Source organism: Rhizobium sp. SRDI943, from assembly GCF_057653695.1.
In genome coordinates this window covers 256,936-280,088 of the sequence record NZ_CM172787.1, presented here as the reverse complement: position 1 = coordinate 280,088, position 23,153 = coordinate 256,936, and the positions used below count along the sequence as shown (strand labels likewise).

25 protein-coding genes, 1 tRNA gene and 1 pseudogene are annotated in these 23,153 nt (G+C 59.2%); 10 read left to right on the top strand and 17 right to left on the bottom strand.

Features of this window, described 5'->3' with window-relative positions; all coding sequences use genetic code 11:
• Nucleotides 1-21: 21 nt before the first annotated feature.
• The 4 genes from AC245Y_RS01420 to AC245Y_RS01405 all read right to left on the bottom strand — a co-directional run bounded on the left by AC245Y_RS01420 (nucleotide 22) and on the right by AC245Y_RS01405 (nucleotide 4,480).
• On the bottom strand, nucleotides 22-1,299 hold the full coding sequence (locus tag AC245Y_RS01420) for a D-tagatose-bisphosphate aldolase, class II, non-catalytic subunit (RefSeq protein ID WP_026157248.1): 1,278 nt from the start codon (nucleotides 1,297-1,299) through the stop codon (nucleotides 22-24).
• Nucleotides 1,299-2,276, bottom strand: a complete 978-nt coding sequence (locus AC245Y_RS01415; RefSeq protein ID WP_017992896.1) for a tagatose kinase — start codon at nucleotides 2,274-2,276, stop codon at nucleotides 1,299-1,301. The genes AC245Y_RS01420 and AC245Y_RS01415 overlap by 1 nt, the downstream gene beginning before the upstream one ends.
• A gap of 30 nt (nucleotides 2,277-2,306) precedes the next feature.
• Nucleotides 2,307-3,533 carry an ROK family transcriptional regulator gene (locus AC245Y_RS01410; RefSeq protein ID WP_017992895.1) on the bottom strand — a complete coding sequence of 409 codons (1,227 nt, stop codon included), beginning with the start codon at nucleotides 3,531-3,533 and terminating at the stop codon, nucleotides 2,307-2,309.
• 62 nt (nucleotides 3,534-3,595) lie between these two features.
• The gene (locus tag AC245Y_RS01405; protein ID WP_017992894.1) at nucleotides 3,596-4,480 is read right to left on the bottom strand and encodes a sugar phosphate isomerase/epimerase family protein; all 885 of its coding nucleotides are present in this window, start codon (nucleotides 4,478-4,480) and stop codon (nucleotides 3,596-3,598) included.
• A gap of 297 nt (nucleotides 4,481-4,777) precedes the next feature.
• On the opposite strand from AC245Y_RS01405, the gene AC245Y_RS01400 reads away from it, so the two are divergent.
• The 6 genes from AC245Y_RS01400 to AC245Y_RS01375 all read left to right on the top strand — a co-directional run bounded on the left by AC245Y_RS01400 (nucleotide 4,778) and on the right by AC245Y_RS01375 (nucleotide 10,098).
• Nucleotides 4,778-6,211, top strand: coding sequence for an extracellular solute-binding protein (locus tag AC245Y_RS01400; RefSeq protein WP_012756006.1), 1,434 nt, complete (start codon nucleotides 4,778-4,780; stop codon nucleotides 6,209-6,211).
• A 97-nt stretch (nucleotides 6,212-6,308) separates the two neighbouring features.
• On the top strand, nucleotides 6,309-7,184 hold the full coding sequence (locus AC245Y_RS01395; RefSeq protein ID WP_012756005.1) for a carbohydrate ABC transporter permease: 876 nt from the start codon (nucleotides 6,309-6,311) through the stop codon (nucleotides 7,182-7,184).
• A gap of 4 nt (nucleotides 7,185-7,188) precedes the next feature.
• Nucleotides 7,189-8,028, top strand: a complete 840-nt coding sequence (locus AC245Y_RS01390) for a carbohydrate ABC transporter permease (RefSeq protein WP_017992892.1) — start codon at nucleotides 7,189-7,191, stop codon at nucleotides 8,026-8,028.
• Between the two features lie 4 nt (nucleotides 8,029-8,032).
• Nucleotides 8,033-8,239, top strand: coding sequence for a DUF2160 family membrane protein (locus AC245Y_RS01385; RefSeq protein WP_003556377.1), 207 nt, complete (start codon nucleotides 8,033-8,035; stop codon nucleotides 8,237-8,239).
• Nucleotides 8,240-8,299: 60 nt separating this feature from the next.
• Nucleotides 8,300-9,361, top strand: coding sequence for an ABC transporter ATP-binding protein (locus AC245Y_RS01380; protein ID WP_017992891.1), 1,062 nt, complete (start codon nucleotides 8,300-8,302; stop codon nucleotides 9,359-9,361).
• Between the two features lie 11 nt (nucleotides 9,362-9,372).
• Complete coding sequence (locus AC245Y_RS01375) at nucleotides 9,373-10,098, top strand: SDR family oxidoreductase (RefSeq protein WP_012756001.1); 726 nt, start codon at nucleotides 9,373-9,375, stop codon at nucleotides 10,096-10,098.
• 3 nt (nucleotides 10,099-10,101) lie between these two features.
• On the opposite strand, the gene AC245Y_RS01370 is transcribed toward AC245Y_RS01375, so the two are convergent.
• From AC245Y_RS01370 to AC245Y_RS01360, 3 genes are all read right to left on the bottom strand, one after another.
• On the bottom strand, nucleotides 10,102-10,359 hold the full coding sequence (locus AC245Y_RS01370; protein ID WP_017992890.1) for a hypothetical protein: 258 nt from the start codon (nucleotides 10,357-10,359) through the stop codon (nucleotides 10,102-10,104).
• A gap of 119 nt (nucleotides 10,360-10,478) precedes the next feature.
• Nucleotides 10,479-11,243: a LuxR family transcriptional regulator gene (locus AC245Y_RS01365; RefSeq protein ID WP_017992889.1), complete on the bottom strand. Its 765-nt coding sequence runs from the start codon at nucleotides 11,241-11,243 to the stop codon at nucleotides 10,479-10,481.
• A gap of 838 nt (nucleotides 11,244-12,081) precedes the next feature.
• Entirely contained in the window at nucleotides 12,082-13,176 is a 1,095-nt protein-coding gene (locus AC245Y_RS01360; RefSeq protein WP_017992887.1) for a hypothetical protein, read from the bottom strand.
• Between the two features lie 589 nt (nucleotides 13,177-13,765).
• Between AC245Y_RS01360 and AC245Y_RS01355 the strand changes: the two genes are divergently transcribed.
• The 4 genes and pseudogenes from AC245Y_RS01355 to AC245Y_RS01340 all read left to right on the top strand — a co-directional run.
• Nucleotides 13,766-14,341 (top strand): hypothetical protein, encoded by a 576-nt coding sequence (locus AC245Y_RS01355; protein WP_012755996.1) that lies wholly within the window; start codon nucleotides 13,766-13,768, stop codon nucleotides 14,339-14,341.
• A 90-nt stretch (nucleotides 14,342-14,431) separates the two neighbouring features.
• Nucleotides 14,432-16,147 carry a type I secretion system permease/ATPase gene (locus AC245Y_RS01350; RefSeq protein WP_017992886.1) on the top strand — a complete coding sequence of 572 codons (1,716 nt, stop codon included), beginning with the start codon at nucleotides 14,432-14,434 and terminating at the stop codon, nucleotides 16,145-16,147.
• An 11-nt stretch (nucleotides 16,148-16,158) separates the two neighbouring features.
• A complete protein-coding gene (locus AC245Y_RS01345) occupies nucleotides 16,159-17,604 on the top strand; it encodes an HlyD family type I secretion periplasmic adaptor subunit (protein ID WP_017992885.1) in 1,446 nt (481 codons plus the stop codon).
• Nucleotides 17,605-17,611: 7 nt separating this feature from the next.
• A pseudogene (locus tag AC245Y_RS01340) lies at nucleotides 17,612-17,875 on the top strand (transposase); the annotation flags it as partial.
• 175 nt (nucleotides 17,876-18,050) lie between these two features.
• Here the strand turns inward: AC245Y_RS01340 and AC245Y_RS01335 are convergent.
• The 10 genes from AC245Y_RS01335 to AC245Y_RS01290 all read right to left on the bottom strand — a co-directional run bounded on the left by AC245Y_RS01335 (nucleotide 18,051) and on the right by AC245Y_RS01290 (nucleotide 23,152).
• On the bottom strand, nucleotides 18,051-18,398 hold the full coding sequence (locus AC245Y_RS01335; protein WP_003545376.1) for a helix-turn-helix domain-containing protein: 348 nt from the start codon (nucleotides 18,396-18,398) through the stop codon (nucleotides 18,051-18,053).
• Nucleotides 18,399-18,407: 9 nt separating this feature from the next.
• A complete protein-coding gene (locus AC245Y_RS01330; protein WP_017992884.1) occupies nucleotides 18,408-18,635 on the bottom strand; it encodes a type II toxin-antitoxin system RelE family toxin in 228 nt (75 codons plus the stop codon).
• A gap of 147 nt (nucleotides 18,636-18,782) precedes the next feature.
• Nucleotides 18,783-18,858 (bottom strand) — tRNA-Phe (locus tag AC245Y_RS01325).
• Between the two features lie 180 nt (nucleotides 18,859-19,038).
• The gene (yacG, locus tag AC245Y_RS01320; protein WP_012755993.1) at nucleotides 19,039-19,251 is read right to left on the bottom strand and encodes a DNA gyrase inhibitor YacG; all 213 of its coding nucleotides are present in this window, start codon (nucleotides 19,249-19,251) and stop codon (nucleotides 19,039-19,041) included.
• Between the two features lie 135 nt (nucleotides 19,252-19,386).
• Nucleotides 19,387-20,007, bottom strand: coding sequence for a Maf-like protein (locus AC245Y_RS01315; RefSeq protein WP_012755992.1), 621 nt, complete (start codon nucleotides 20,005-20,007; stop codon nucleotides 19,387-19,389).
• Between the two features lie 58 nt (nucleotides 20,008-20,065).
• Nucleotides 20,066-20,284 carry a translation initiation factor IF-1 gene (gene infA / locus AC245Y_RS01310; protein WP_003545338.1) on the bottom strand — a complete coding sequence of 73 codons (219 nt, stop codon included), beginning with the start codon at nucleotides 20,282-20,284 and terminating at the stop codon, nucleotides 20,066-20,068.
• 123 nt (nucleotides 20,285-20,407) lie between these two features.
• Entirely contained in the window at nucleotides 20,408-20,893 is a 486-nt protein-coding gene (locus tag AC245Y_RS01305) for an arsenate-mycothiol transferase ArsC (protein WP_017992883.1), read from the bottom strand.
• Nucleotides 20,890-21,363 (bottom strand): UPF0262 family protein, encoded by a 474-nt coding sequence (locus AC245Y_RS01300; RefSeq protein ID WP_011650397.1) that lies wholly within the window; start codon nucleotides 21,361-21,363, stop codon nucleotides 20,890-20,892. Before AC245Y_RS01300 ends, AC245Y_RS01305 begins: the two co-directional genes overlap by 4 nt.
• 4 nt (nucleotides 21,364-21,367) lie before the next feature.
• Nucleotides 21,368-22,666 (bottom strand): histidinol dehydrogenase, encoded by a 1,299-nt coding sequence (hisD, locus tag AC245Y_RS01295; RefSeq protein WP_017992882.1) that lies wholly within the window; start codon nucleotides 22,664-22,666, stop codon nucleotides 21,368-21,370.
• 54 nt (nucleotides 22,667-22,720) lie between these two features.
• The gene (locus AC245Y_RS01290; protein WP_003556337.1) at nucleotides 22,721-23,152 is read right to left on the bottom strand and encodes a DUF2948 family protein; all 432 of its coding nucleotides are present in this window, start codon (nucleotides 23,150-23,152) and stop codon (nucleotides 22,721-22,723) included.
• Between the last annotated feature and the right edge of the window lies 1 nt (nucleotide 23,153).

Sequence of the window (23,153 nt, the reverse complement as noted above, 5' to 3'; positions counted from 1 at the left end):
CTCCTGTCTTGATCCTGATTGTCAATTTTTCCCGACACCGCAGGCGGCGTGATAGTCCGAGAGACTCTTCGTCACCCTCCAGATCAAAACCTGTTCCGGATCGAGCGGCGCATCTGCGAATTCCTGTGCGGCCGGCATATGCTGCCAAAACAAGGGCAGCGGTACAATTTGCCCTCGAAGCGCCTCGCACAGGCGCCCGACGGCCTCTTGGGCTTCAGCCGACGCCCAATAATAGCGAATGCGGTCAGACAGCGAGTAATGCCGCAGCCAGCGCATCTCGGCGTTTGTCCCGTGGTAGTGGCGGCTCCAGTTGCCGGGCTGATCGAGCATCACCGCTTCCATCGCCGCATAGAGCGGACGTTCGCCGTAATCGGGCAAGAGGTGCGACGCGATCGCATCCAACGCATAGAGCGCTTCGCGCAGGACGAAGGTCAGCTCGGGACCGACCTTTAGAAGGGGAAAGCCGTCCTCCACCAGCGCGGTCAAGGGCCGGGTTCCCTGATAATCCGTCGAATGCGCTTCGAAGACGAACTGCGGCTCCTCGGTGAGCACCGATTTCAGCGCGTCTATCTTGCTGCGGTCGTAAAGGATGACATTCTGATTGCCGAACTCGACGCCCGGCTGAACGACCAGCCCGATGGCCCGTTCAAACGCTTGGCCGAGTCCTGCCTCCGCAAAGATCCGGCGGTGGACTTCGATCGTCTTCAGCGCCGCTGCGGCCGCCGTCGGATCGATGGTTGTCAGGGCATGATCGGCCCCGCCTGGCGGTGGCACTTCGGTGCCGATGACATAAACCGGCATTGCGCCGCCGCTCTTCTTCGCCGAGGCCTCGGCGACCGCCGCGAGCCGGGCGGCGCGATGGGCGGTGGTTTCGTCGTCGAGCGCCACTGGCTCGCCCTTGCAGCCCATCGAGGCATCGAGGTGAATCTTGCGAAACCCGGCCTCGACATAGGCGGCAACCATCTTCTCCGCCTCGGCCATGGCCTCTTCGGCCGGGCGATCGCGCCAAGGATTGGGGCCGAGATGGTCACCGCCGAGAACGATCAGATTTTCGGGGCATCCCTCCTCGACTGCTATTTGGCGAACGCGGGACGCGAAGTCGCTTGGCGTCATTCCGGTGTAGCCGCCGAGGTGGTTGACCTGGTTGCAGGTCGCTTCAATGAGGACGGTGCTCTCGTGTTGCCGTCCATGTCGGAGCGCGGCGCGAAGCACGATGGGGTGGGCGGAGCATACGGAGGTCACGCCTCTGGGGTGGCCTTCGATCCTCAGCCTGGCCAGTTCGTTGAGATGCACCTGCATCACGACCGCCTTTCCGTTGAAGCGATGAACGCATCGAGCTCTTGCCGAGTGCCGGCACCTTCCATCGGACCCAAGACCATCACGTTGCGGGCGCCGGCGGCCGAGGCATAGGTCAGAGCTTGCTGCGGAGACATTCCGAGCCGCCGGCAGGTGAGATAGGCGCCACCAAAGCAGTCGCCGGCGCCGGTGGGGTCGACCTCTTGAACGACAAATGCCGATGCGTCGATGCGGTCTCCTTGCCTGCCGAAATAGGTTGCGCCTTCGGCGCCGCGCTTCAGCACGATCTCCTTGACGCCGATCTCGAACAAGCGGCGGATCGCCTCTGCCTCGCCTTCGACGCCGGCGGCACGCTCAAGCTCCTCTCCGGACGGCAGAAGCAGATCGGCGGCAGCGACAAGCTTGGAAAAGCGGCGCTCGGTATCATCATCCAGCTTCAATTCCTTGCGAATGTTCGGATCCACTGAGAGGGTTCCGCCCCGCGCCTTGACGATGTCGACCGCCTTGTCGATCACAGCGCGCGCACTGGGGACCGACAGGGCGGAACCCATCACGTGAAGATGTCCGCTCCGATGGATGAGATCGCCGACCGCTTGAGACCAGCCGAAGCGCGCAGCTGCTGATGTGGCGATGTTATAGACGAAATCCCTGGAGCCATCCTTGCGGTAGCGGACAAAGGCGCTGCCTGTGGGGTAATCCGAATCGATCGAGATCGTCGAAACGTCGACGCCGTCGCGTTTGAGGCGATCGGTATTGACACGACCGAAATCGTCATCGCCGACGGCGCCGACCATTGCGGCCTTGCCGCCCAGGCGCCCGCATTGCGAGATGAAGATCGCCGGCGCTCCGCTCGCGAACGGACCGACGAGCGGCTGGGCTTTGAGAAAACCGTCTCCGACCGTCGTGGCGACGATCTCGACGAGGATCTCCCCTACGCAAACGGTGGGACCAAGCGGGTCCGGAGCCAGTACTGAAGTCATTTGCAATCCTGCTTTCGATCGTTCTTGTCGTCAACTCGTCGCCGACTGGATCGGCGCACCGTCCTCGCCGCCGAACTCCTCGCTCTCCAATGACAGAAAGCGCTGGTGCAACATGCACGCCGCCCCGAAGGCGGAGCCGAACTCCGCATCATCGTCCACGACGATCTCCGGCGTGGGGAAAGGTATACTCTGGCCCTCCGACATGTGGACCGCCACCCGGGCGGCCACCATCGGGTAGAGGGATGCCACAGAGCCACCCAGCACGATCCTGTCGGGGTCGAGCAGCCGACAGGCCTGCAGCAATGCATATGCGAGATGGCGCGACCAGGTTTCGGCGATATTGACCGCGGCCGGGACACGGTCATGAACGTCGCCAAGGAATTCCTGCAGATCGACGTGCTTACGTCCAATAGCCTCGCGATACTGCCTGATCAGCACTTCGCGACCGATCAGTTGCTCAAACTTCTGACCGCCGCTTCCCGGCACCAGGGTGTGACCGATTTCTCCCGCCAGGCCGTGGCCGCCCCGGAACAGCTTGCCATCGATCATGATGCCGCCACCAACGCCGGTTTCCATCAGCAGGAACAGGGTCACGCCTGAGACGCCGTGACGATAGCTGTCGCCGATCGCAAACGCGTTGGCGTCGTTTTCAACTGCGATCGGGACGGCGGCCGGGAAGGCGGCCAGGAAGGCGGATCGGCCAATCTCCTTCAACGACACCTCCCGCCAGCCGATGATGGGTGCGAGGGTGACAATTCCGTCCGGCCGGATGTGGGCCGGCGCCGATATGCCGAGACCCTTGCAGCGTCCGATCATCCCCTTCGCCATCGCGCCGACGATCAGCTCGACACCCCGCGCCACGGCCTCCTCCACGGTCGACGACATGGTGTCGAACGCGATTTTCCGACATGCCCGGACTTCGGCGGAGAGATCGACAACTGCAGCCGATATATGCTCGACGCCAATCTCGATCCCGACGAAGAATGCGGCATCGGGGACCAGTTCGAGCATGATACCAGGACGCCCGGCACGGGAATGCTCCAGGCGCTGCTTGCCGCTCTCGTCCGACTCCTGAACAAACCCGCCTTCCGTCAGCTCGGCGACGATCTCTCCCGAGGACGAGCGATTCATCCCGAGCTTCCGGGCGAGATCCGCCCGGCTGAGGCTTCGGTGGGCATAGATCGTCTGCAAGGCGGCGACGATATTGTTCTGTCGGATCCTGCGCGGCGAACTTCCGATGGAGACGGTGTCGTTCATGTTTCAATTCCCTTCAGTCGGCCCAACCCTTACACGACTGGAACAGGCTGTCAGAGGGATAATCAGGGCCGCGCGTTTGTGGCGCGGCGGCGCTTGGCCTCGTCATATTTCAGCTCGATGTAGCGCTTCGCGTGCGCCGCAAGCGGATCATTATCCTCCCAGGTGTCGCGCCAGATCGCACAGGCGAGCGACAGGCCTTCGTCCACGACCGTCGTCGAGAAGCTTTCGAACACGATGTCGCGCTTGTAGTCGATGTCGAGCAGAGCGTCGAAGATCAGATCGAAGTTGATGACACCGTCACCGAGGTAACCGCGATTGCTCTCGCCGATGTGGAAGTAGCCGATCTTGTCGCCGGCCAAGCGGATCGCCGCGGCCGGATTGGCTTCCTCGATGTTCATATGGAATGTGTCGAGGTGGAGACGGACATGCTCCGATCCCGTCTCGGCGACGAACTTCAGCCCCTGCGCTGCCGTATTCAGCAGGTTGGTCTCGAACCGGTTGACAACCTCCAGGACGAGGTCGACGTTCGCTTGTCTGGCGACTTCGGCGGTTGCGGCGATCGCGGCGACGCTATTGTCCCAGCCCTTCTTCGTCGGTTGGCGATTGTACTTGGTGTGCGCGGAATAGAGAATTCCGCCGAGCTTGTTGCCGCCGATGTCACGGACCGCCCGAACGGCGTCGGCCAGCGTCTGCTTGCCGGCGGACACAGCTGAGGTATCCTCGCTCGATACGTCCCTGTCGAGCGGCAGGCCCATCGTCACGCCAATCTCCACGTCAAGCGACTGCGCAAGCTTTGCCAGTCGATCGAGATTGAATTTCTCGGGGCGCAGATAGGCAAATTCGATGGTGCGATATCCGTGTTCGGCCGTCTTGTTGAGGGCCATCTCCAGCCCTTCCTGCGTTTGGCCGCCTGTCCATACAAATGAATGGATACCCAATCGACGCATAGCCTTTTCCTCCAAAAAATGCCTTTGGCTGCGAACAGTGCTATGCCATTTAGTTTGGCAAGACAACAAATAATTTTGGCTTAAAATCTTTTGCTGCTTTGCAAAAATACCTTGCAATGCAACATTTTAAGCTTGCGCCCATTGCATTCAACCCTCCGTCGGAAATTAGTTTCTGCGAAAATCAATAGGATAGATCCTCTATTTGCATGTTTAGACAACAAATGTTGCGCCGGTGGTTTTTTTGGCCTACACAAAGGACCGGCGAAATGATCTCGCTGCACTTTGGGAGGATTGAAAATGAACTATGCTTTGAAGGCTAGCGCGCTTGCGCTGACGCTCAGCCTCGCCGCCACTGCTTCGCCTGCCTGGGCTGATTTCTGGTCCGACGCCGGCGCCAAATTCAAGGGCGTGACACTGCACGGCGTCACCGAAAGCACCCCGCCATCGAACTACATCAGGAATGTGCTTGCTCCGGAATTCGAAAAGAAGACCGGCATCAAGGTCGACATCGAGACGACGTCCTGGGATCAGATGTACGACAAGGCCATCAAGGACATGGAAGCCAAGACTGGTATCTATGACATGGTCTACATCGAGCAGGACATCATCTACTCCTATCTCGCCAGGAATTTCCTCGTCGACATCACCAAGACGCTTAAAGACCAGCCGGATCTGAAGGCGCCGACCTACGACGATGCGAACTTCACCAGCTTTGCCGACTATTTCAAGGACGCGAGCGGCGATCTCTTCGGCGTTCCGATGGAAGCCTTCCTGAAGGCGTATCTCTATCGTAAGGACCTGTTCGAAGATCCGAAGATCAAGGAAGCTTTCAAGAAGGAAACCGGCAAGGACCTGAAGCCGGCGACCACACACGCGGAATACACCGAGATCGCCGAATTCTTCACGAAGTACGGCAAGGACAACGGTATGGAGCTCTGGGGCACCACCGCTCAGGCACATACCGGCCATCCGGCGTCCTGGTATGAATTCTTCGAGTCCATCGCGCCGACTTTCGGCGTCTACAATTGGGGCATCGACGCCAAGAACAATTATGCGGCGACGGTCGAACATGGCGGCGCAATGAACGGCGACAAGGCCAAGGCCGCGTTGAAGTACTGGCTGCACCTGCGCGACATCGCTCCTCCGGAATCGACGCAGTCAACCTGGACGGAAACCGCAACGACCTTCGCCGCGGGCCGCGTCGCCCAGGGCCTGATCTACGGTGAGAACGCCGCGTGGATCGCAAGCGATCCGGCGCAGTCGAAGGTGGTCGGCCAGGTCGGTTTCGCTCTGCCGCCGCTCGAGCCGGGCGTATTGGACGACGCGAAAGCTGGAAAGGGCTATATCGGCTACTACGATGGCGGCGCCTTCGGCGTTCCGGTCACGTCCAAGAACAAGGAAGCATCACTGCTGTTCCTCGAATTCATCGGCCAGAACGAAGTGCAGCCCGATTGGGCGATCGCCGCACCGCGCATCACCAACAAGGCGACGTTCGACGATCCGAAGGTGAAGGAGATGGACGTCAAGCTCGGCGGCTTCTACACGATGCTGAAGGACGACGGCAAGCTCTTCGCCGGCGCTCCCCCCTATCCCTTCCATGCGCAGGTGCGTGAAGCGACCGCTCCTATCTTCTACGACATCCTGACCGGCAAGATCGGGCCCGATGAAGGCCTCGACCAGATGGCGGCCAAGGCCGAAGAAGAGCTCACCTCGCTCGGCTATCGCAAATAAAACATCCTCCCCAACTTGACGGGTCGTTCCGACGACCCGTCATCTTCCGTTCCCAGATGGAGCGGACGTCCACATAACGTTCAATGGGGGATAGGCGATGCATTCGCAGAAGCTCGGGTGGCTGTTGCTGTCACCGACCATAGTGATCCTCGGACTGTTCGGGATCTTTCCTTTCATCTACGTCCTCTGGGTCTCTTTCCATTCATGGAACCCGTTCGCGGCCAATCCGGGCATGATTTTCAACTGGGCTGAGAACTATCGGCGGCTCGTCTTCGACCCGCAGTTCCTGGCATCACTCGGCATCACCCTGACATTCGTCTTCTTCGCGGTCGTGTCGGAGCTGGTCCTTGGCTACATCCTCGCCCAGGCGCTGCTCAAGGACTTTCCCGGAAAAGCGGTGTTTCGCACGATCCATACGCTGCCGCTGATCATGGCGCCGATCATCGTCGGCTCAGTCTGGAAGCTGATGACCACCCCCTCCATCGGCATCATTCCCTATCTTCTGAGGAGCTGGTTCGGCTACGATCTGAATATCGGCCAGAGCGCCGTCGCGGCCTTCACCGTCACTGTCATCATGGACATCTGGCACTGGACGCCGCTCGTCACCCTGTCGCTGATCGCCGCACTCGTCTCACTTCCTTCAGACCCGTTCGAGCAGGCGCAGATCGACGGCGCGGGCAAAAGCCAGATCTTCTGGCACATCACGCTGCCCCTGATCCGTCCGGCCATGCTCGCCACCGTGTTCATCAGGCTGATGGATGCGCTGCGCACCGTTGACGAAGTCCTGATGCTGACCGGCGGCGGTCCGGGTTCATCGACGCGCTACATCGGCGTCCATATCTTCAAGGAAGTCTTTCCCAAGACGAATTACGGCTACGGTTCGGCGATCTCCGTCATCGTCCTCTATCTCACCATCGTCGTCTGCTGGCTGCTCTACGTCGGTTTGATTGCGCCCCGCGTGAAGAGAGGTTGAAGCGATGAAGAAGACCCGTTTTCCCTGGCTTCCGGTCGTCCTGTGGACCTTGATAAGCCTCGCGACCCTTTTCCCGATCTACTGGCTCTTCGTCATATCGGTGAAACAGCCCTTCGACCTGTTCTCGACGCCCGATGTCATTGTCCGGAGCTTCTTCTGGAAGAACTACCAGGACGTGCTGACCAATCCGACCTTGCGCGGATACATGCTCAACTCGATGATCATTTCGTCAGGCAACGCGCTGCTCGTCACCACGCTCGGCTTCCTTGCCTGCTACGCCCTGACGCGCTTCGACCTCGCCGGCAAGGAAAGCATCTTCTTCTGGACGATCACCAACCGCATGGCGCCGCCGGCGGTCTTCCTGCTGCCGCTTTTCCTGCTACTGACGCAGGTCTACAGGATCGGCGACTTCTCGCTCGCCGATTCCAAGCTGGGCATGATCCTGGTCTATTGCTCCTTCAACCTTCCCTTCGCCATCTGGACGCTGCGTCCGACCGTGGAAGGCATTCCGAAGGAATTGGACGAGGCGGCCTACATGGACGGCGCGAGCCCATGGACCGTCCTCTATGATATCATCTTTCCTTTGGCACGGCCCGGACTTGCGGTGACGCTAATCCTGACCTGGGTGTTTGCGTGGAACGAATACCTGCTGGCAGCGACGCTCACCAATTTCCACGCGCGGACTCTGACCACCGGCTTGTCTGAATATGTGACGACGACGGGAACGGCCTGGGGCATCATGGCCGCGATCTCAATGCTGACATTGGTTCCGGCGCTCATCGTCTTTTCGGTGGTCCAGCGTCACATCGTCGCCGGCCTGACCTTCGGCGCCGTGAAAGGATGAAACTATGACGTCTCAATCAGGAAATAACGAACGCAAGCCGGGATTTCTGCCGATCGAAACGAACTGGTTCGACCGGCTCTTCATCTCGATCGTGATCTGGGTCGCGCTCTCGCTGTTCTGGATGCGGTTCATCGAGCCGTTCGGGCCTTCGGTATGGTTCGCGGCGGCAATCTCGGCGGTCCTTGGCGCCTATGTCGTCTGGAAGGGATGAACCGATGAATTCCGTCAATGACATCAAAACACAAACTGGGCTGCTTTAGGGGGAACGACATTGGCAAACGTACAGGTTAGCGACGTCACCAAGAAGTATGGCTCTCTTCAGGTCATGCATGGCGTGAGCGTCGACATCGAGGACGGGGAATTCGTCGTTCTGGTCGGTCCCTCCGGATGCGGCAAGTCCACCCTGCTCCGGATGATCGCCGGGCTGGAGACGGTCAGCAGCGGAGACATCCGGATCGGCGGCCGTGTCGTCACCGACGCTCCTCCAAAGGAGCGTGACATCGCGATGGTCTTCCAGAGCTACGCGCTCTATCCCCACAAGACGGTCGCCGAGAATATGGGCTTTCCGCTGAAGATGGCCAAACGTCCGAAGGCGGAGATCGACGAGAAGGTCGGCAGGGCGGCCGAGATCCTCGATCTGACGCGTTATCTCGACCGCTATCCGAAGCAACTGTCGGGCGGACAGCGTCAACGCGTGGCGATGGGTCGTGCCATCGTCCGAGACCCGAAGGTCTTCCTATTCGACGAGCCATTGTCGAACCTCGACGCTAAACTCCGCGTCACCATGCGCGTCGAGATCAAGGAGCTTCACCAGCGGCTGAAGACCACCACCGTCTACGTCACGCACGATCAGATCGAGGCGATGACGATGGCCAACAAGATCGTGGTGATGCGTGACGGGAGGGTCGAGCAGATCGGCAAGCCTCTCGATCTCTACGACTTCCCCGTCAACCTCTTCGTCGCCGGCTTCATCGGCAGCCCATCGATGAACTTCCTTGAGGGCCGCATAGCCACCCGCGACGGCAGGAAGATCGTCGTCACCGACCAGGGCATCGCCCTTCCGATGGCGGACACAAATGCGGATGAAGGACGAGCCGTTACCTACGGCATACGACCGGAGCACATCACGATCGGCGAGGAAGGCGTTCCGGTCGAAGTCTCGGTGTTCGAGCCGACGGGTTCCGAGACGTTGATCTTCGGCCGCACGGGAGGCGTGCCGATCGACGCGCTGATCCGTGAGCGTATCGAGGTCGACCCCGGACGGACGATGTACTTCCACATCGATCCCCGACGTGCGCATATCTTCGATCGGGAAACAGGCCAGAGACTTTAGGAGATCGACCCATGGAGTTCAGAGGAAAGACGGTGATCGTGACCGGCGCCGGCAAAGGTATCGGACGCGAAATTGTAAGGATGCTCGTCGAACGGAGTGCGCAGGTCGTCGCGCTGACGCGTAGTGCTGCCGACGTCGAAGCGTTGCGAGGGGAATTCGGCTGCCGGGCAATCCAGGTCGATCTCGCGGACGCCGATGCGACCAGAGAGGCGGCGATCGCTGCCCTTCCCGCAGATTTCCTTATCAACTGCGCCGGCACGACCGAGCTCCAGCCGTTCCTGGAGACGACCGTCGAAGCGTTCGATCGTCTTGTCGCGGTCAATACGCGCGCTCCGATGATCGTCGCCCAGGAATATGCCCGTTCGCTGATCAAGGAGGGCCGCAAGGGCGCCATCGTCAATGTCTCGTCGGTCGCCTCCTTCGTCGGCATCCCCGACCACGCGGCCTATTGTGCATCGAAGGGTGGATTGGATGGCTTGACGCGGGTCATGGCCAAGGAACTTGCGCCGCACGGCATCCGCGCCAACGGCGTCCATCCAACGGTGACGTTGACGCCAATGGCGGTGAAGGCATGGAGCGATCCCGAGAAAGCCGCGGGGATGATGAAGCGAATTCCCGTCGGTCGCTTCGCCGAGCCGGCAGATATCGCCGAGGTTGTTCTTTTCCTGCTGTCCGATCAGGCTGCCATGGTGAACGGGATATCGATGCCGGTGGACGGTGGTTATATGATTGCTTGAAGTTCAGGACGAACGCGTCGTACGAGGCTGCGATTGCAATCGGGAAAGCGGCGGCGTTGACCGCCGCACCAATCGGCGCAGCTCATCTTGATCGACAAAATGGTCCGTCACTCCGGCCTCTTTATCCGGATGACTGAAGACAAGACCGTCGGAATCCTCAAGCTTGAGAGCTTGCTCGGTATTCATGATCCCCAGTGCCTGGCGCTCGTACTCGGACTCGAGCGCCGCCTCGACGATGGCTTTTCTCTTGCGCATGTCCATATCCTCCGTTCCTCAAAGGGTAACGGACGGCCGGACTCGCGGTTCCGATCGAGGCATCACGATATGAGACCCGTTGAAACGAACGCCCCGCCGATACTCCCCGGTACTGGCGACGCCGCCTAACTCGGCGAGACGTCAGGCCCACCGGCGGCTCTTTGAATTAAGCGGGCAACCACTTCTGTGCGGTTCTGCGCCTGCAACTTGCGCATTATGTGCTGCAAATGCATCTTCACCGTATGCCCCGACAAATTAAGTTTTCCTGCAATGACCTTATTTGAACAGCCGCATTGCAGCTCTGCGAGGACATCCGCTTCCCGGGGAGTGAAATCAGCGATCGCCAAATACTGCGTCCTCTCATCCAAACTCTTTTCGGCCTCATTTCTGACCGGCGTATGATCGTTTGGGACTGCTGTAACAGCTCCCAATAGCTGCGGGAAAAACGTTCCTCCAGCCAGAACGAGACGAAGACCGGCAAGGGCAATGTCAATGGGAAGTGAAGTCGAGAATAAGCCGCGGAGGCCCATCTTGAGTGCCTGACGGGCTATGATGGCGTCATCCGTACCTGAGAGCAACGTGACAGGAGCCTCAGGAAAACGTGCAGCAATCGCCGCGAGATCGTCACGCAGGCTGGTGCTCTCAACACTTCTGCCAGCCAGACCCAATACAATCAAACGCACCTCAGCTCCGAGAGCACTCTCGAGACTCTCGGTCGAGATCAAATCTATAACGTTCCATCCGGCGAGTTCACGCTCAAGAAGCTTCACCACGGTGGTGCGCGCCAATGTAGAATGCTCGATGATGATCACAGTTGGTGCATTGCGCCCGATACGGCGCCTAGTTCCAGTAATGTCGGACACTTGCGTGCTCCCCAAGAATATTTGCAACGCAACAGCTGTTCATATTATTCCTGTTCTCACTACATGTCATGAGAAAAAGTGAGTGTATTTCTGATATTAATAGTCTTACCTCTCATGATAATTCTTATAGTTTATAAAATATCAATGATAGATAACTGGGATTGCAGAGCACATTGAAGAGATTTTTCATGAATGCCTGCTGGTTCGACTTGTCGCTGCAGACTTTCCAGCCTTCGCCGAATTCACGTACGGCAAGCGGGTCAACAAAGCTTTCAAAGGCACTGAAAAGGCAACTGATCTGCTACCGACCCATTTCGGAAAGCGCCATTGGATATAACGAGTTGCCGATCGGCTCGGCTTTGTTTCCATATCTCAATTCAAAGCAGTCGCAGACCCGACAACAAAATGACAAACGCGAAAAGTAACAAAAGCCTGAGATCGCTGACTACCCCTTATGATTAGTGAAACTGTGCTCTAATGACGCATTAATACCAGTTAGCATTGTTCTCCCGCAAACAGCACTGCGCCGGCACCGACCGATAGCGGCCGGAGGTCACGGCCCCAGTCGGCCGAAATCGGCGACAATGCGGATGAGGTCATTGTGGAATGTTCGGGATCTCACTGAGCCCGCCGTTCAGTGTCATATCGGCCCAAGGAGCCGAATGCCGGGCGGAGGAAACAATTCAACACATGGCTTGAAAGATCGCGCAAAGAACGGTTTCGTGCAGTTGAGCCTCCGCAATGCAAGTGGGGAGGCTATGCGCTAGCGCAATACCAGCAAAAATGCGTAGCGGTTTTGCGTCCGGAATTGCGTGGAAACAAAGAGATAGAGCATTTCCGTGCTTCGAAGAAAAATGGAAAGGCTCTAGCCATGCATGAAGCTCAGAATGTCGTCTACGAGAGCCGAATGGGCGTCTGTGAGGTTACCGTCTCCGCCGTGGCCCGCGATGCCGGCCAACTGGAGCGCATGTTGATCATAGAGAACATGATCGACCTGTTGGGCGTCCGCCGTCCCACCGGCGGGAACGGCAATGTTGATGGGATGGAAATAGCCGAAATTGACATCGACCATGCTGCCGGTTGACGATCCGACTCCGTCACCGCCACCGCCGAGCGCATGGTTGCCGGTGAAAATCGTGTCTGACGACAGGTTGAAGCCACCGCCATTGCCGCCGATGCCTGCGATCTGCACAGCTCCCTGATCGAAAATGACATTGTTTGTCTGATGGGCCTCCGCCGAGCCGCCCGCGGCGCCAATGGCGATATTGATCGGCGAGAAGATGGCGATACTCACGTCGACCATAGTGCCGACGAAATATCCATCGCCGCCATGACCTGCATAAAAGTCGCCGGTCAATGTGAGCGCAGTTCCCGGGCTCATCGACGAGCCGTGGCTCGCGACGTTATGGTCTCCGCCCGAGCCGCCCATGCCGCCGATCTGGGTTGCGCCCTGCAGGAACAGGGCGTTGTTCGATTGCTCGGCGTGAGCCGTCGCGCCGGGGCCTGCAGCCACGGCAGTATTGACGGGGGCAAACAGTGCGACTTCGGTGCTCACGAGTCCGCCGTAGAAAAGCCCATTGCCCCCCGTGCCGGCATGATTGGCGCCATCGCCGCTGCGGATGGCAACATTGCCGCTGCCGCCATTCCCACCTATCCCGGCCATTTCGGTGGGATGCTGATTGATGAGCGCATCATTGCCCTGGAAAGCGTCGGCACCCGAATGAGGTCCCGCAATAGCGGCATTGGACGGCATGAAAACGGCCAACGCGTTGCTGCTGATCACGCCTTCGCTTATCCCGTCACCACCGCTGCCGGCTGAATTAGAGCTTGGACCGGAAGCGACATCCAATGGAAGCCAAGTCGGCACCAGCGCCAGATGTCCCGCGGCCACATTGGAGGCGAGGTGTTGATCGGTGCCCGCCTTGGGCAAGTCTTCCACTAAGGAACGAGTTTCCGCCATTGCCGTCTCCATCCGCGGTCAACCGCACGTCCACCGAGCGTGCGGCGCCATGCAGCCTGAATTGTTCAGGCATTGTGCCTCTGAACGGAAGAAAAGCGGAGCCTGCAATTCGTCTACATCCCGTCGGCTAGGACTGTAGCCATTTGGCTGTCATGACCGCAGCGCCCGTTGTGCGAGTTTGCGAGCACCAATCCGCCCTTGGATCAGAGGTCCTGCATCTTTCTCGCGGCGGAACATAAACGTTTTCAGCCCCGAACAGGATCGTCTTTGCCAAGCGCAAACCTGATGAGAACCCCGGATACAGGCGGTTTTCTTCGGCGGGCGTTGCTTCAAAAAGCGGCGCCGCTTCGACGAGGTCGCAGACATGATCGTGGCCATGCCATCCGACGCCAAAGCACCAAGTACCAATTCAAATAACGCTTCGCCGCCTCGAAGTATACATCCGAATGAATGTCACCGAATATCTAGATGGTTCACAGATTAAATCGCAGGCATTATTTGCCTGCGGTTGTATTGGCTGGCGGTGACATGCTTGATACTCACGCCGTAAAAGCAACACTGATGAAACGAAGTAGAAGGAGTGACATCAATGCCTATTCCACAGATATCCGACACGATTCATCTCAACAACCCGGATGCGGGTGACGCGAATGCCGGCAACGGCGGAGATGGCCACAACGATGGGAACATCAACTACAACCCGGTTGCATATGTAGACCCAGTGCAAACGGTCTACGGGGCCGATACCCATCTGCACAACGGCGATCACGTTTGGCAGAAGGCAGGTTGGGACGCCGGCAGTGGCGGAGACGGTGGCTTTGCTCAGGCCAAGAACGGCTTCCTGGCGGCGGTCACGAACAGCGGCGACGGCGGCGCGGGGGGAGATTCCCACTCCAACGGCAGCCAAGGAAACTCGAGCGGCGGCGACACGGCTACCGTGAATGCGGCGACGACCGCGACCCAATATACGCAGCTTGTGGCCGATCAGCATGCGACCATCCTCGCAGGCGTCGGCGGCAACGGCGGCAACGGAAACAACGCTCTGGGCGGCGATATCTCGTCAGCTCTGGTTCACACGGATCCCGAAACGACGACGGTGAACAATTCTCTCGATCACTTCATAAACGCCTTCGGCCATATCGACGTCGACCATCTCGGCTCCTGAACTCAGACCTCAAGGGCCGCTGGTTTCGGCCGGCGGCCCTCAAGGTAAGCAGCCTCTTCTTGTCAGTATCAAGTGCAGCGAGATCTGATAATGACAACAATTTCCATAAAGCCACCGCGCCCGCCGACACAGCTTGTTGTTGCGCTCCGGGCTTGTGCCGGAGCCTTCGGGCTGGTCTTCCTCTATAGCTGCGGCTACAATCTGTTTCTTCTCGCGCCTTCGATCTATCTCCTGCAGATCTACGACAGGGTCCTGTCGAGCCGAAGCGCTGACACGCTGCTGATGCTGACGATGATCATCGCCATCGGCGTGATGGTCGGGTCCACGCTGGATATCGTGCGCAGAGCAGCTCTTTCGCGCATCGGCAGTTGGCTGGACCACAGGCTGCGGCCCATGGTGCTGACGGCATCGTTCGAATATGCCGCTCGCGCCGATACGGGAGCCGCCACGGAATGCTACAGGGACCTGGCCGCACTACGCCAGTTCCTCGATTCACCGGCTAGCTCGCTCTTTTTTGATGTTCCCTGGGCACCGGTATTCCTGTTCCTGCTCTTTCTTGTTCATCCGCTGCTTGGGACCATCGGTCTTCTGAGCGCGCTTGCACTTCTGCTGTTTGCGTTCCTGACGGAACTGGCGACGAGAGAGCCGCTTGCCTACGCCAATCTTGCCCTTTCGAGGAGCTATATCCGGTTTGCGACCGCCCTCAAAAACATCGAGGTGATCCGGGCAATGGGCATGCAGGATGGCGCAGCGCTGATCGTCTATCGCGATGCGGAAATGGCAAGAAGGGCGCAGGACATCGCGATGCATCGGACGGAGATCATTCTTGGTTTCTCCAAATCGATCCGCACCCTCGCGCAGATCCTGATGATGGGATCCGCCACCTGGCTGGTGCTCGCAAACAATGGCAGTGCCGGGATCATCTTCGTTGCGAGCCTGCTGCTCGGACGCGGGCTTGCACCAATCGAGGGCGCAATAGGTGCATGGCGCTCCTTTACGTTTGCGCGCAAAGCCTTCAATCGCTTGAACAGAATGCTGATATCAGTTGCATCTGAACACGATGCTCGAATGGTGCCGTTACCGGAACCCAATGGCCTCGTTCTCGATAATGTCAGCTATATCAAACCATTCGCCGATCGGCCGATATTGACAGGCATCACCTTGCGCCTCGCGCCCGGCGATTGCATAGCGCTCATCGGTCCGTCGGGATCAGGGAAATCGACACTCGGTCGCGTCATAGCAGGCGTTGTGCAAGCAACGAGCGGATGTGCTCTTCTCGGCGGGGTCGATATCTCCGCTCTGCGCCTTTGCGGGGGGACCCGCCACGTCGGATACCTGCCGCAGGACATCGAACTCTTTGGCGGAGCAATCAAGGATGTGATCGGCCGGCTGGACGGAGGAGATCCCGGTAAAGCGATCGACGCCGCAAAGCTGGTTGGCTTGCACGACGCGATCATGCGGCTGCCCCAGGGCTACGAGACCGATATCGGTGAAGGTGGAAACCTGCTCCTTCGAGCGCAGCGCCAACAGCTGGGCTTGGCACGGGCGGCCTATGGAAATCCGTCCCTGATCGTTCTCGACGATCCGAATTCGAGCCTGGATTATGACGGCGAACGCATGCTGTTCACGGCAATCGAGCGCATGAAATCCAGGGGGATGACCGTCGTTATAATGACTCACCGGATGGGGATCCTGCCGGTCACCAACAAGATTGCCATCATGCGTAACGGGACGGTGGCAGCCTTCGGCGACAGCGAGCGGATTTACGAAACCTATCTTCAACCACCGTCTCGAACAGGAACATAGGGAGAAACACCATGGCCCTTGTTCAACTGGACGCAACGCCGGCGAAATTTTCAAATTCGTCAAGGACGGGTCAGCAGTTGGTTCCACGATCGACAGCGACGGCCAGGCAACAGACGGCCTATTTGCCGGTGATCGAGTCGAAACAGCGCGGACCCGCCCCCCCTTCGCCCATGCCCGGGCTCAGAGGTGTTGTCTGGACGGGGAACCTGTTGATCCTGGTGTTCATCGTCGGATTGGGAATCTGGTCGGTCCTGGCGCCGCTGAAAAGCGCTGCGATCGCATCCGGCGTTGTCGAACCGGAGTCCAGCCGCAAAACCATTCAGCACCTGGAAGGCGGAATTGTCCGACGGATACTCGTTAAAAACGGCGATGCGGTCATGGGCGGGCAAATCGTGATAGAGCTCGACGATACGAAGTCCCGCTCGGAGCGCGACAGCATTCAAGGGCAACTTTGGGACGCCGAAGGAAGCCGCGCCCGCCTGCTTGCGGAGCAGACGGGCGGCGACCATATCGCCTATCCTGAGGATCTCAGGGCAGCAATGGACAAATATCCTTCGGTCAGCACGATTCTGATTGGGCAACAGAAAATCTTCGAAGCCCGTCGCCGGGTCATGCAGGCCGAAATTCAGATCGCCAATGAAAAGATCGCGCAGGTGCGGCAGGAAATCGTCGGACTTGGCGCGCAGAAGGCAGCACTGGCCGACAGAGCGACAATCTCGAGCCAAGAACTGGATCAGGTTACGATCCTCAGCGCCAAAGGTCTGGAAAGAAGAAGCAGACTTCTCAACCTCCAGCGGGAAAAAGCAGACCTTGATGGCCAGCAGGGTCAAGTCGAGGCACAGATCTCTCGCGCCTACCAGGCGATCAGCGGGTCACAGGCCGATCTCGCAAAGCTTGAGAGCGACCGGTTGAGCGAAGTCGCCCAGGGCATGCGCGATACGGAGAGCCGGATCATGCAACTGCGCGAGCGTTTGCGAGCGATCGACGACCAACTCTCAAGGACCGATATCCGTGCTCCCGAAGATGGAACAATCATGAACCTGCGCATCCACACATCAGGTGGGGTGATCGGCGCGGGTGAACCGCTCGTCGATCTTCTGCCGCGCTCCGATCGCCTTGTCGTGTCTGCTCACGTCAGACCGGAAGACATCAATCTCGTCCATGCCGGGCTCGAGGCACAGGTCCACCTCCTTCCATATAATCAGCGGCGCGTTCCACTCCTGAAAGGTCGAGTGGAGTATGTATCAGCGGACCGTCTCACCGATCCGCAGAGCGGCCAGCCCTACTTTGCCGCGACGATCCGTGTAACGGACGAGCGGTTGGCGAAAATGAAAGATGTCGAACTGGTCGCGGGCATGCCCGCGCAGATACTGATCGAAACGGGCAAAAGCAGCGTGGCGCTCTATGCCGTCAGACCACTCCTCGACAGTTTCAACAGAGCATTTCGCGAGGACTGAGGCGGTGATGGGCAAGCGAAAATTCGACGACGACCAGATTACCGGTATTCTGAAGGAGCACCAAGCCGGAGTGACTGTGGCAGATGTTTGCCACAAGCACGGTATCAGCGAGCCGACCTTCTATCGGTGGCAATCCCTGCAGTTCGGGAATGTCGGTCTCCATGCCAAAAGGCTGAGAGCACTGGAGGAAGAGAACCAGAAGCTCAAGAAGCTTTTGGCCGAATCCATGCTCTCGGCGGCAACACTGAGCGAGATGCTGGCGAAAACATTGAAAGGGCGACACTAACCTCTAAACAGAGGGCTTTGTCGGCCGCCTTCTGGCCCCGCATATCAGGAGCCCGGCATCATATTTTTGGACGAGGGAGCCTCCTCAAGTGGGGCAAAGGGATACGGCTCTAAAAGCAGCAAGCTCGATCACAGCATGGCCGCCTTGGGATGCGTATACATCAAGCCACATCGTCAAGGTCGACGTCCAGCGCGCTGGCGATCGACCTGAGTGCGTCCAGGGAGCCCTCCTTCTTTCCGGTCTCGATTTCGGAAAGATAGGGCTGGGAGAGCCCGGACTTTTCAGCCAGTTCCTTGATGCTCATGCCGCGATGCTTACGGAACACCCGGACAGGATCTTCGCCGGCGATCAGCGCCTTGACGACGTCTTCAGGCCAGGTCTCTTCGCCAGCGTCGATACGCGCCTTTGCGGCCCGCGCGTCGCTGACGTCGACAAGGTCCTGATAGTCGTCTTCGGAAAGCAGCACGTACCCCTTGCCGTCGATGGTCAGTTTCTGGATTTCACCCATGGCGGTCCCCTAATCGTTATAGATGTCGCCGCGTGGGCCTGCCTTGATGACGAGAACCTGCATGGTCTGATCGTCGATGATGACGCGGTCCTGCCCGACACGAATTCGAAAAAATTCGCTGCCTTGCAGCGTCTTGAGGTCGACCGGCTGGCCGTTGGCGATGATCGCCGCGGCGCGCTTCGGCTGCATCTTGCGGAGTGCCTTCGTGGCGGCCTTGCTGTAGGTGATCCTTTTCATGAGCAAATATAGCTGATAGCTAACTATTTCGCTACAATAATATTGCCAGTGGCGATACTTGCTAAATTCTGCAGGTTCTTTCAATCGGATGCCCGCGCGCATCGATAATGCGGATAAGAAAATGCAATGAAAACATCGTGGATTGAGTGGTGCCCAGGACCGGAATCGAACCAGTGACACGCGGATTTTCAATCCGCTGCTCTACCAACTGAGCTACCTGGGCTAACCTGCTTCCGATGGTCCCTTTCAGAAAAAGGAACCGCGGGGCCTTGGTTCACCCCGGAAGCGAGCGGGGTTATAGCATCTTGTTCGGCCATGGCAAGCGTCAAATGACTCTTTTTTGACGGTCTTGCCGGCTTTGCGGATTCATGAGGAAAAATAAGAGCTTCGCGGGCGGAAATCTTTAATTTTCTTCATCCGGATAATCGGCCTTCGTCTCGTCGTCGGCAACCGGAATGGCGTAGGCGCCGGTCAGCCAGCGGGAGAGATCGGCCTCCCGGCAGCGGTTGGAGCAGAAGGGGTAATGTTCGCGGTGGGAGGGTTTGCCGCATTCGGGGCAAGGGCGCGTCTTGCGCAGCGGTTCGACCTTGGCGGCCGCTTTCTTGTCTTCAGGCATATCAGTCCGTCCTAAAGCATGTCGCGTAAAAGTGTGCAGCGGTTTTGCGACAACGACATGCGAGAAAATAAAGCCTTAAAGCGCGACGCTCGGATCTGAAAGATCGTGGCGCGCTTTAAGCATCGGCCGTCGGGCTCAGCCCTCGGGCCACCGGCTATGCACATCGAAGCCTTCGCCGGTCAAAAGCAGAATCGTTTCATAAAGCGGCAAGCCGACGACATTGGTGTAGGAGCCCACCATCTTCTGCACGAAGGTGCCGGCGAGGCCCTGGATGCCGTAGGCGCCTGCCTTGCCGCGCCACTGGCCGGAGGCCAGATAGTTCTCGATCTCGAAGCCGGAGAGACGCTTGAAGCGTACCTTGGTCTCGACGATCTTCTGACGGATCTTGCGATCCGGGGTCACCAGGCAAACGCCGGTGTAGACCATATGGTTGCGCCCCGACAGAAGATGCAGCGAGCTCAGCGCCTCGTCGGCGAACTCAGCCTTGCCGAGGATGCGCCGGCCGACAGCGACCACCGTATCGGCGGACAGGATATAGCTGCCCTTCCAGGTGATATCGCCCTTGATGGCGGCAAGAGCCGCTTCCGCCTTCTCAGCCGAAAGCCTGCGGGCCAGCGAACGCGGATGCTCCGACTTCTTCGGCGCCTCGTCGATATCCATCGGCATCAGGCGCGAAGGCTCGATGCCGGCCTGGTTGAGCAGGTCAACGCGACGGGGCGAGCCCGAGGCCAGAATGAGCTTGTATTTCAGCGCCATGGAACCTCGACCATCGTCAGACGGGAGCAAAAACCCTTGCGGGGACCTTCGGGCAAACTTACTTGAAACGGTAGGTGATACGGCCCTTGGTCAGATCGTAGGGCGTCATTTCCACAAGCACCTTGTCGCCGGCGAGAACGCGGATGCGGTTCTTGCGCATGCGGCCCGCGGTGTGGGCGATGATCTCGTGTTCGTTTTCGAGCTTCACGCGGAACGTCGCATTCGGCAGAAGTTCGGTGACGATTCCCGGGAATTCGAGGACTTCTTCTTTAGGCATATAAGTGTTTTCTTCCTGTGGGTTGAATAGGCAGCGCAGCGCGCGCCTTTAAAATTTGGGCGGAAACTACACAATCAACGAAGGTTTGTGAACCTCGTTGATCAGGCTTTCCTTTATTTGTTTTCATGCCGATTGCGCGGCAATGCCATTTCGTTTGAGTAGCCGGCTTTCGATGAGGCCGGCCAGATGATCGCGGACCTCGCGGTAGCTCTCCAGAATCTGCTCGCGTGTTCCGATTGCAACCGTCGGATCCATCGTCGGCCAGTAGACCACATCGACCGCACTCGACCGGGTCAGCTCGAGTGCTGCATGATGGGCCTGCGGTGACAGCGTGATGATCAGATCGAAGTAATCGTCCTCGAGTTCTTCCAGCGTCTGCGGCTGGCGGCGCCCGAGGGAAAGCCCGATTTCATCGAGCACGGCATCCACGAAGGGATCGCGCTCGCCGGCGCGAACGCCAGCAGACCTGATATAGGTATTGGCTGGCAGAATGCTACGGGCGATCGCTTCGGCTATCGGCGAGCGGATGGCATTCATCCCGCACATGAAGAGGATGGCGCCCGGCCGCTTTCCCTCCTCGACATCGGCGGCGCGCTCCATTGCCGTCATCCGCGCCAGTAGAGCACGCAGACCAGCGTGAAAAGGCGCCGGGCGGTATCGAAATCGACCTCTATCTTGCCGGCCAGCCTATCCTTTAGCGTCTGCGAGCCTTCATTGTGGATGCCGCGCCGGCCCATGTCGATCGCCTCGATGCGGCTCGGCGTCGACGAACGGATCGCTTCGTAATAGCTCTCGCAGATCATGAAGTAATCCTTGACGATCCGCCGGAAGGGCGTGAGCGACAGGATATGGGTGGCGACGCCGCCGCCTTCTTCGGTGGTGATGGCGAATACCAGCTTCGAATCGACCAGCGAGATATTCAGCCGGTAGGGCCCGCCGGCATGGCCGAGCGGCTCGAACCTGTTCTCCTCGATCAGATCGAAGATGGCGACGGCGCGCTCATGCTCGACATCGGGCGTCGAACGGCCGATCGTATCGTCAAGGACGACGTCGCAAAGCCGGAATTCGCCCTTCGCCATGCCCTCACCTTTCGAGGTTGAGGCGGATCGCGACCGATCGCGCATGGGCATCGAGGCCTTCGGAAACGGCAAGGGCGATCGCCGCCGGGCCGAGGGTGCGGAGCTGCTGCGGGCCGAGGCGCAGGATCGAGGTGCGCTTGACGAAATCGAGCACCGAAAGGCCGGATGAGAAGCGCGCCGAACGCGCCGTCGGCAGCACATGGTTCGAACCGCCGACATAATCGCCGATCACCTCGGGCGTATGGGCGCCGATGAAGATCGCGCCGGCATTGCGGATGCCGTCGAGCAACCGGTCCGGATCGGCGACGGCGAGCTCCAGATGCTCGGCAGCGATACGGTTTGCCAAGGGAATGGCCTGTTTCAGATCGGCAACCAGGATGACCGCGCCGAAATCGCGCCAGCTTGCCGCCGCCGTCTCGGCCCGGTTCAGCGTCTTCAGCTGGCGTTCGACCGCCTGCTCCACCGCCTTGCCAAATGCGGCATCATCGGTGATCAGGATCGCCTGGGAACTGACATCGTGCTCGGCCTGGGCCAAGAGGTCGGCTGCGATCCAATCCGGATTGTTGTCCTTGTCTGCAATGACAAGCACCTCGGAGGGGCCGGCGATCATATCGATGCCGACGGTGCCGAAGACATGACGCTTGGCGGCGGCGACATAGGCATTGCCGGGGCCGGTGATCTTGGCGACCGGAGCGATCGTCTCGGTGCCATAGGCAAGAGCCGCGATCGCCTGGGCGCCGCCGACACGATAAATCTCCGTGACACCGACAAGCTTGGCGGCGGCAAGCACCGCCGGATTGACGGCGCCGCCTGTGGCAGGAACGGCGATGACAATGCGATCGACGCCGGCGACCTTGGCCGGCACCGCATTCATCAGCACCGAACTCGGATAACTCGCCGTGCCGCCCGGAACATAGAGCCCGACCGCTTCGATCGCCGTCCAGCGCGAGCCGAGACTGACGCCCATGTCGTCCTCGTAGATATCGTCCTTCGGCAGCTGCCGGCGATGGTGGGATTCGATGCGCAGTGCTGCGAGCTTCAGCGCCCCCAGCACTTCCGAAGGCACCCCCTCGACGGCGGCGTCGATCTCTTCAGCTGTGACGCGCATCGGGACGGTGGCGTAATCGATGCCGTCGAATTTCAGCGAATATTCGGCCAGCGCCACATCACCGCGGGCGCGCACGTCATCGATGATGGCGCGAACGACGATGTTCACATCCTCGGAGACTTCACGCTTCGTCGTCAGAAAGGCGGCAAAATGCTGCTCGAAACCTTCCGATGCCTGATCCAGCCAGATTGCCAAGGTCGATATTCCTTCCCAACTCGAAACTGCGATATCTAAACTTCCGGCGTCATGTCAGCGGTGGCGAGGCTTGGAGGAAGCCTCCCAGGCGCCGCCGATATCGGCCAGCTGGGCTTCGATGCATTCGACATCGAGCGCAATCGAGGCCGTGCCGGACAGCGACAGCTCGATCGTGCCCTCCGGCCCCTCGCCCTTTTGCTCGAAGCGCAGCGCCAGCAGCGACAGCACCTCGTCGCGTTTGCCGCGATCGATGCCGAGCGAACGGACGGCAAGCACGCGCTTGAAAACCAGGGCAGCACGGCGGCGCTCGAAACCCTTGCGCTTGCGCTCGGCACCTTCCCAGACGAAACGATTGGCGGCAAGCGCGAACTGCGCGTCGCGCGGCGACCAATCGATGTCGCCGACCTTGAAGACACTGTCCTGCATATGCGCGGACATGATCGCAAGATCCTCGTTATCGAGCGCAACAAGTTTCAGGTCGGTCATT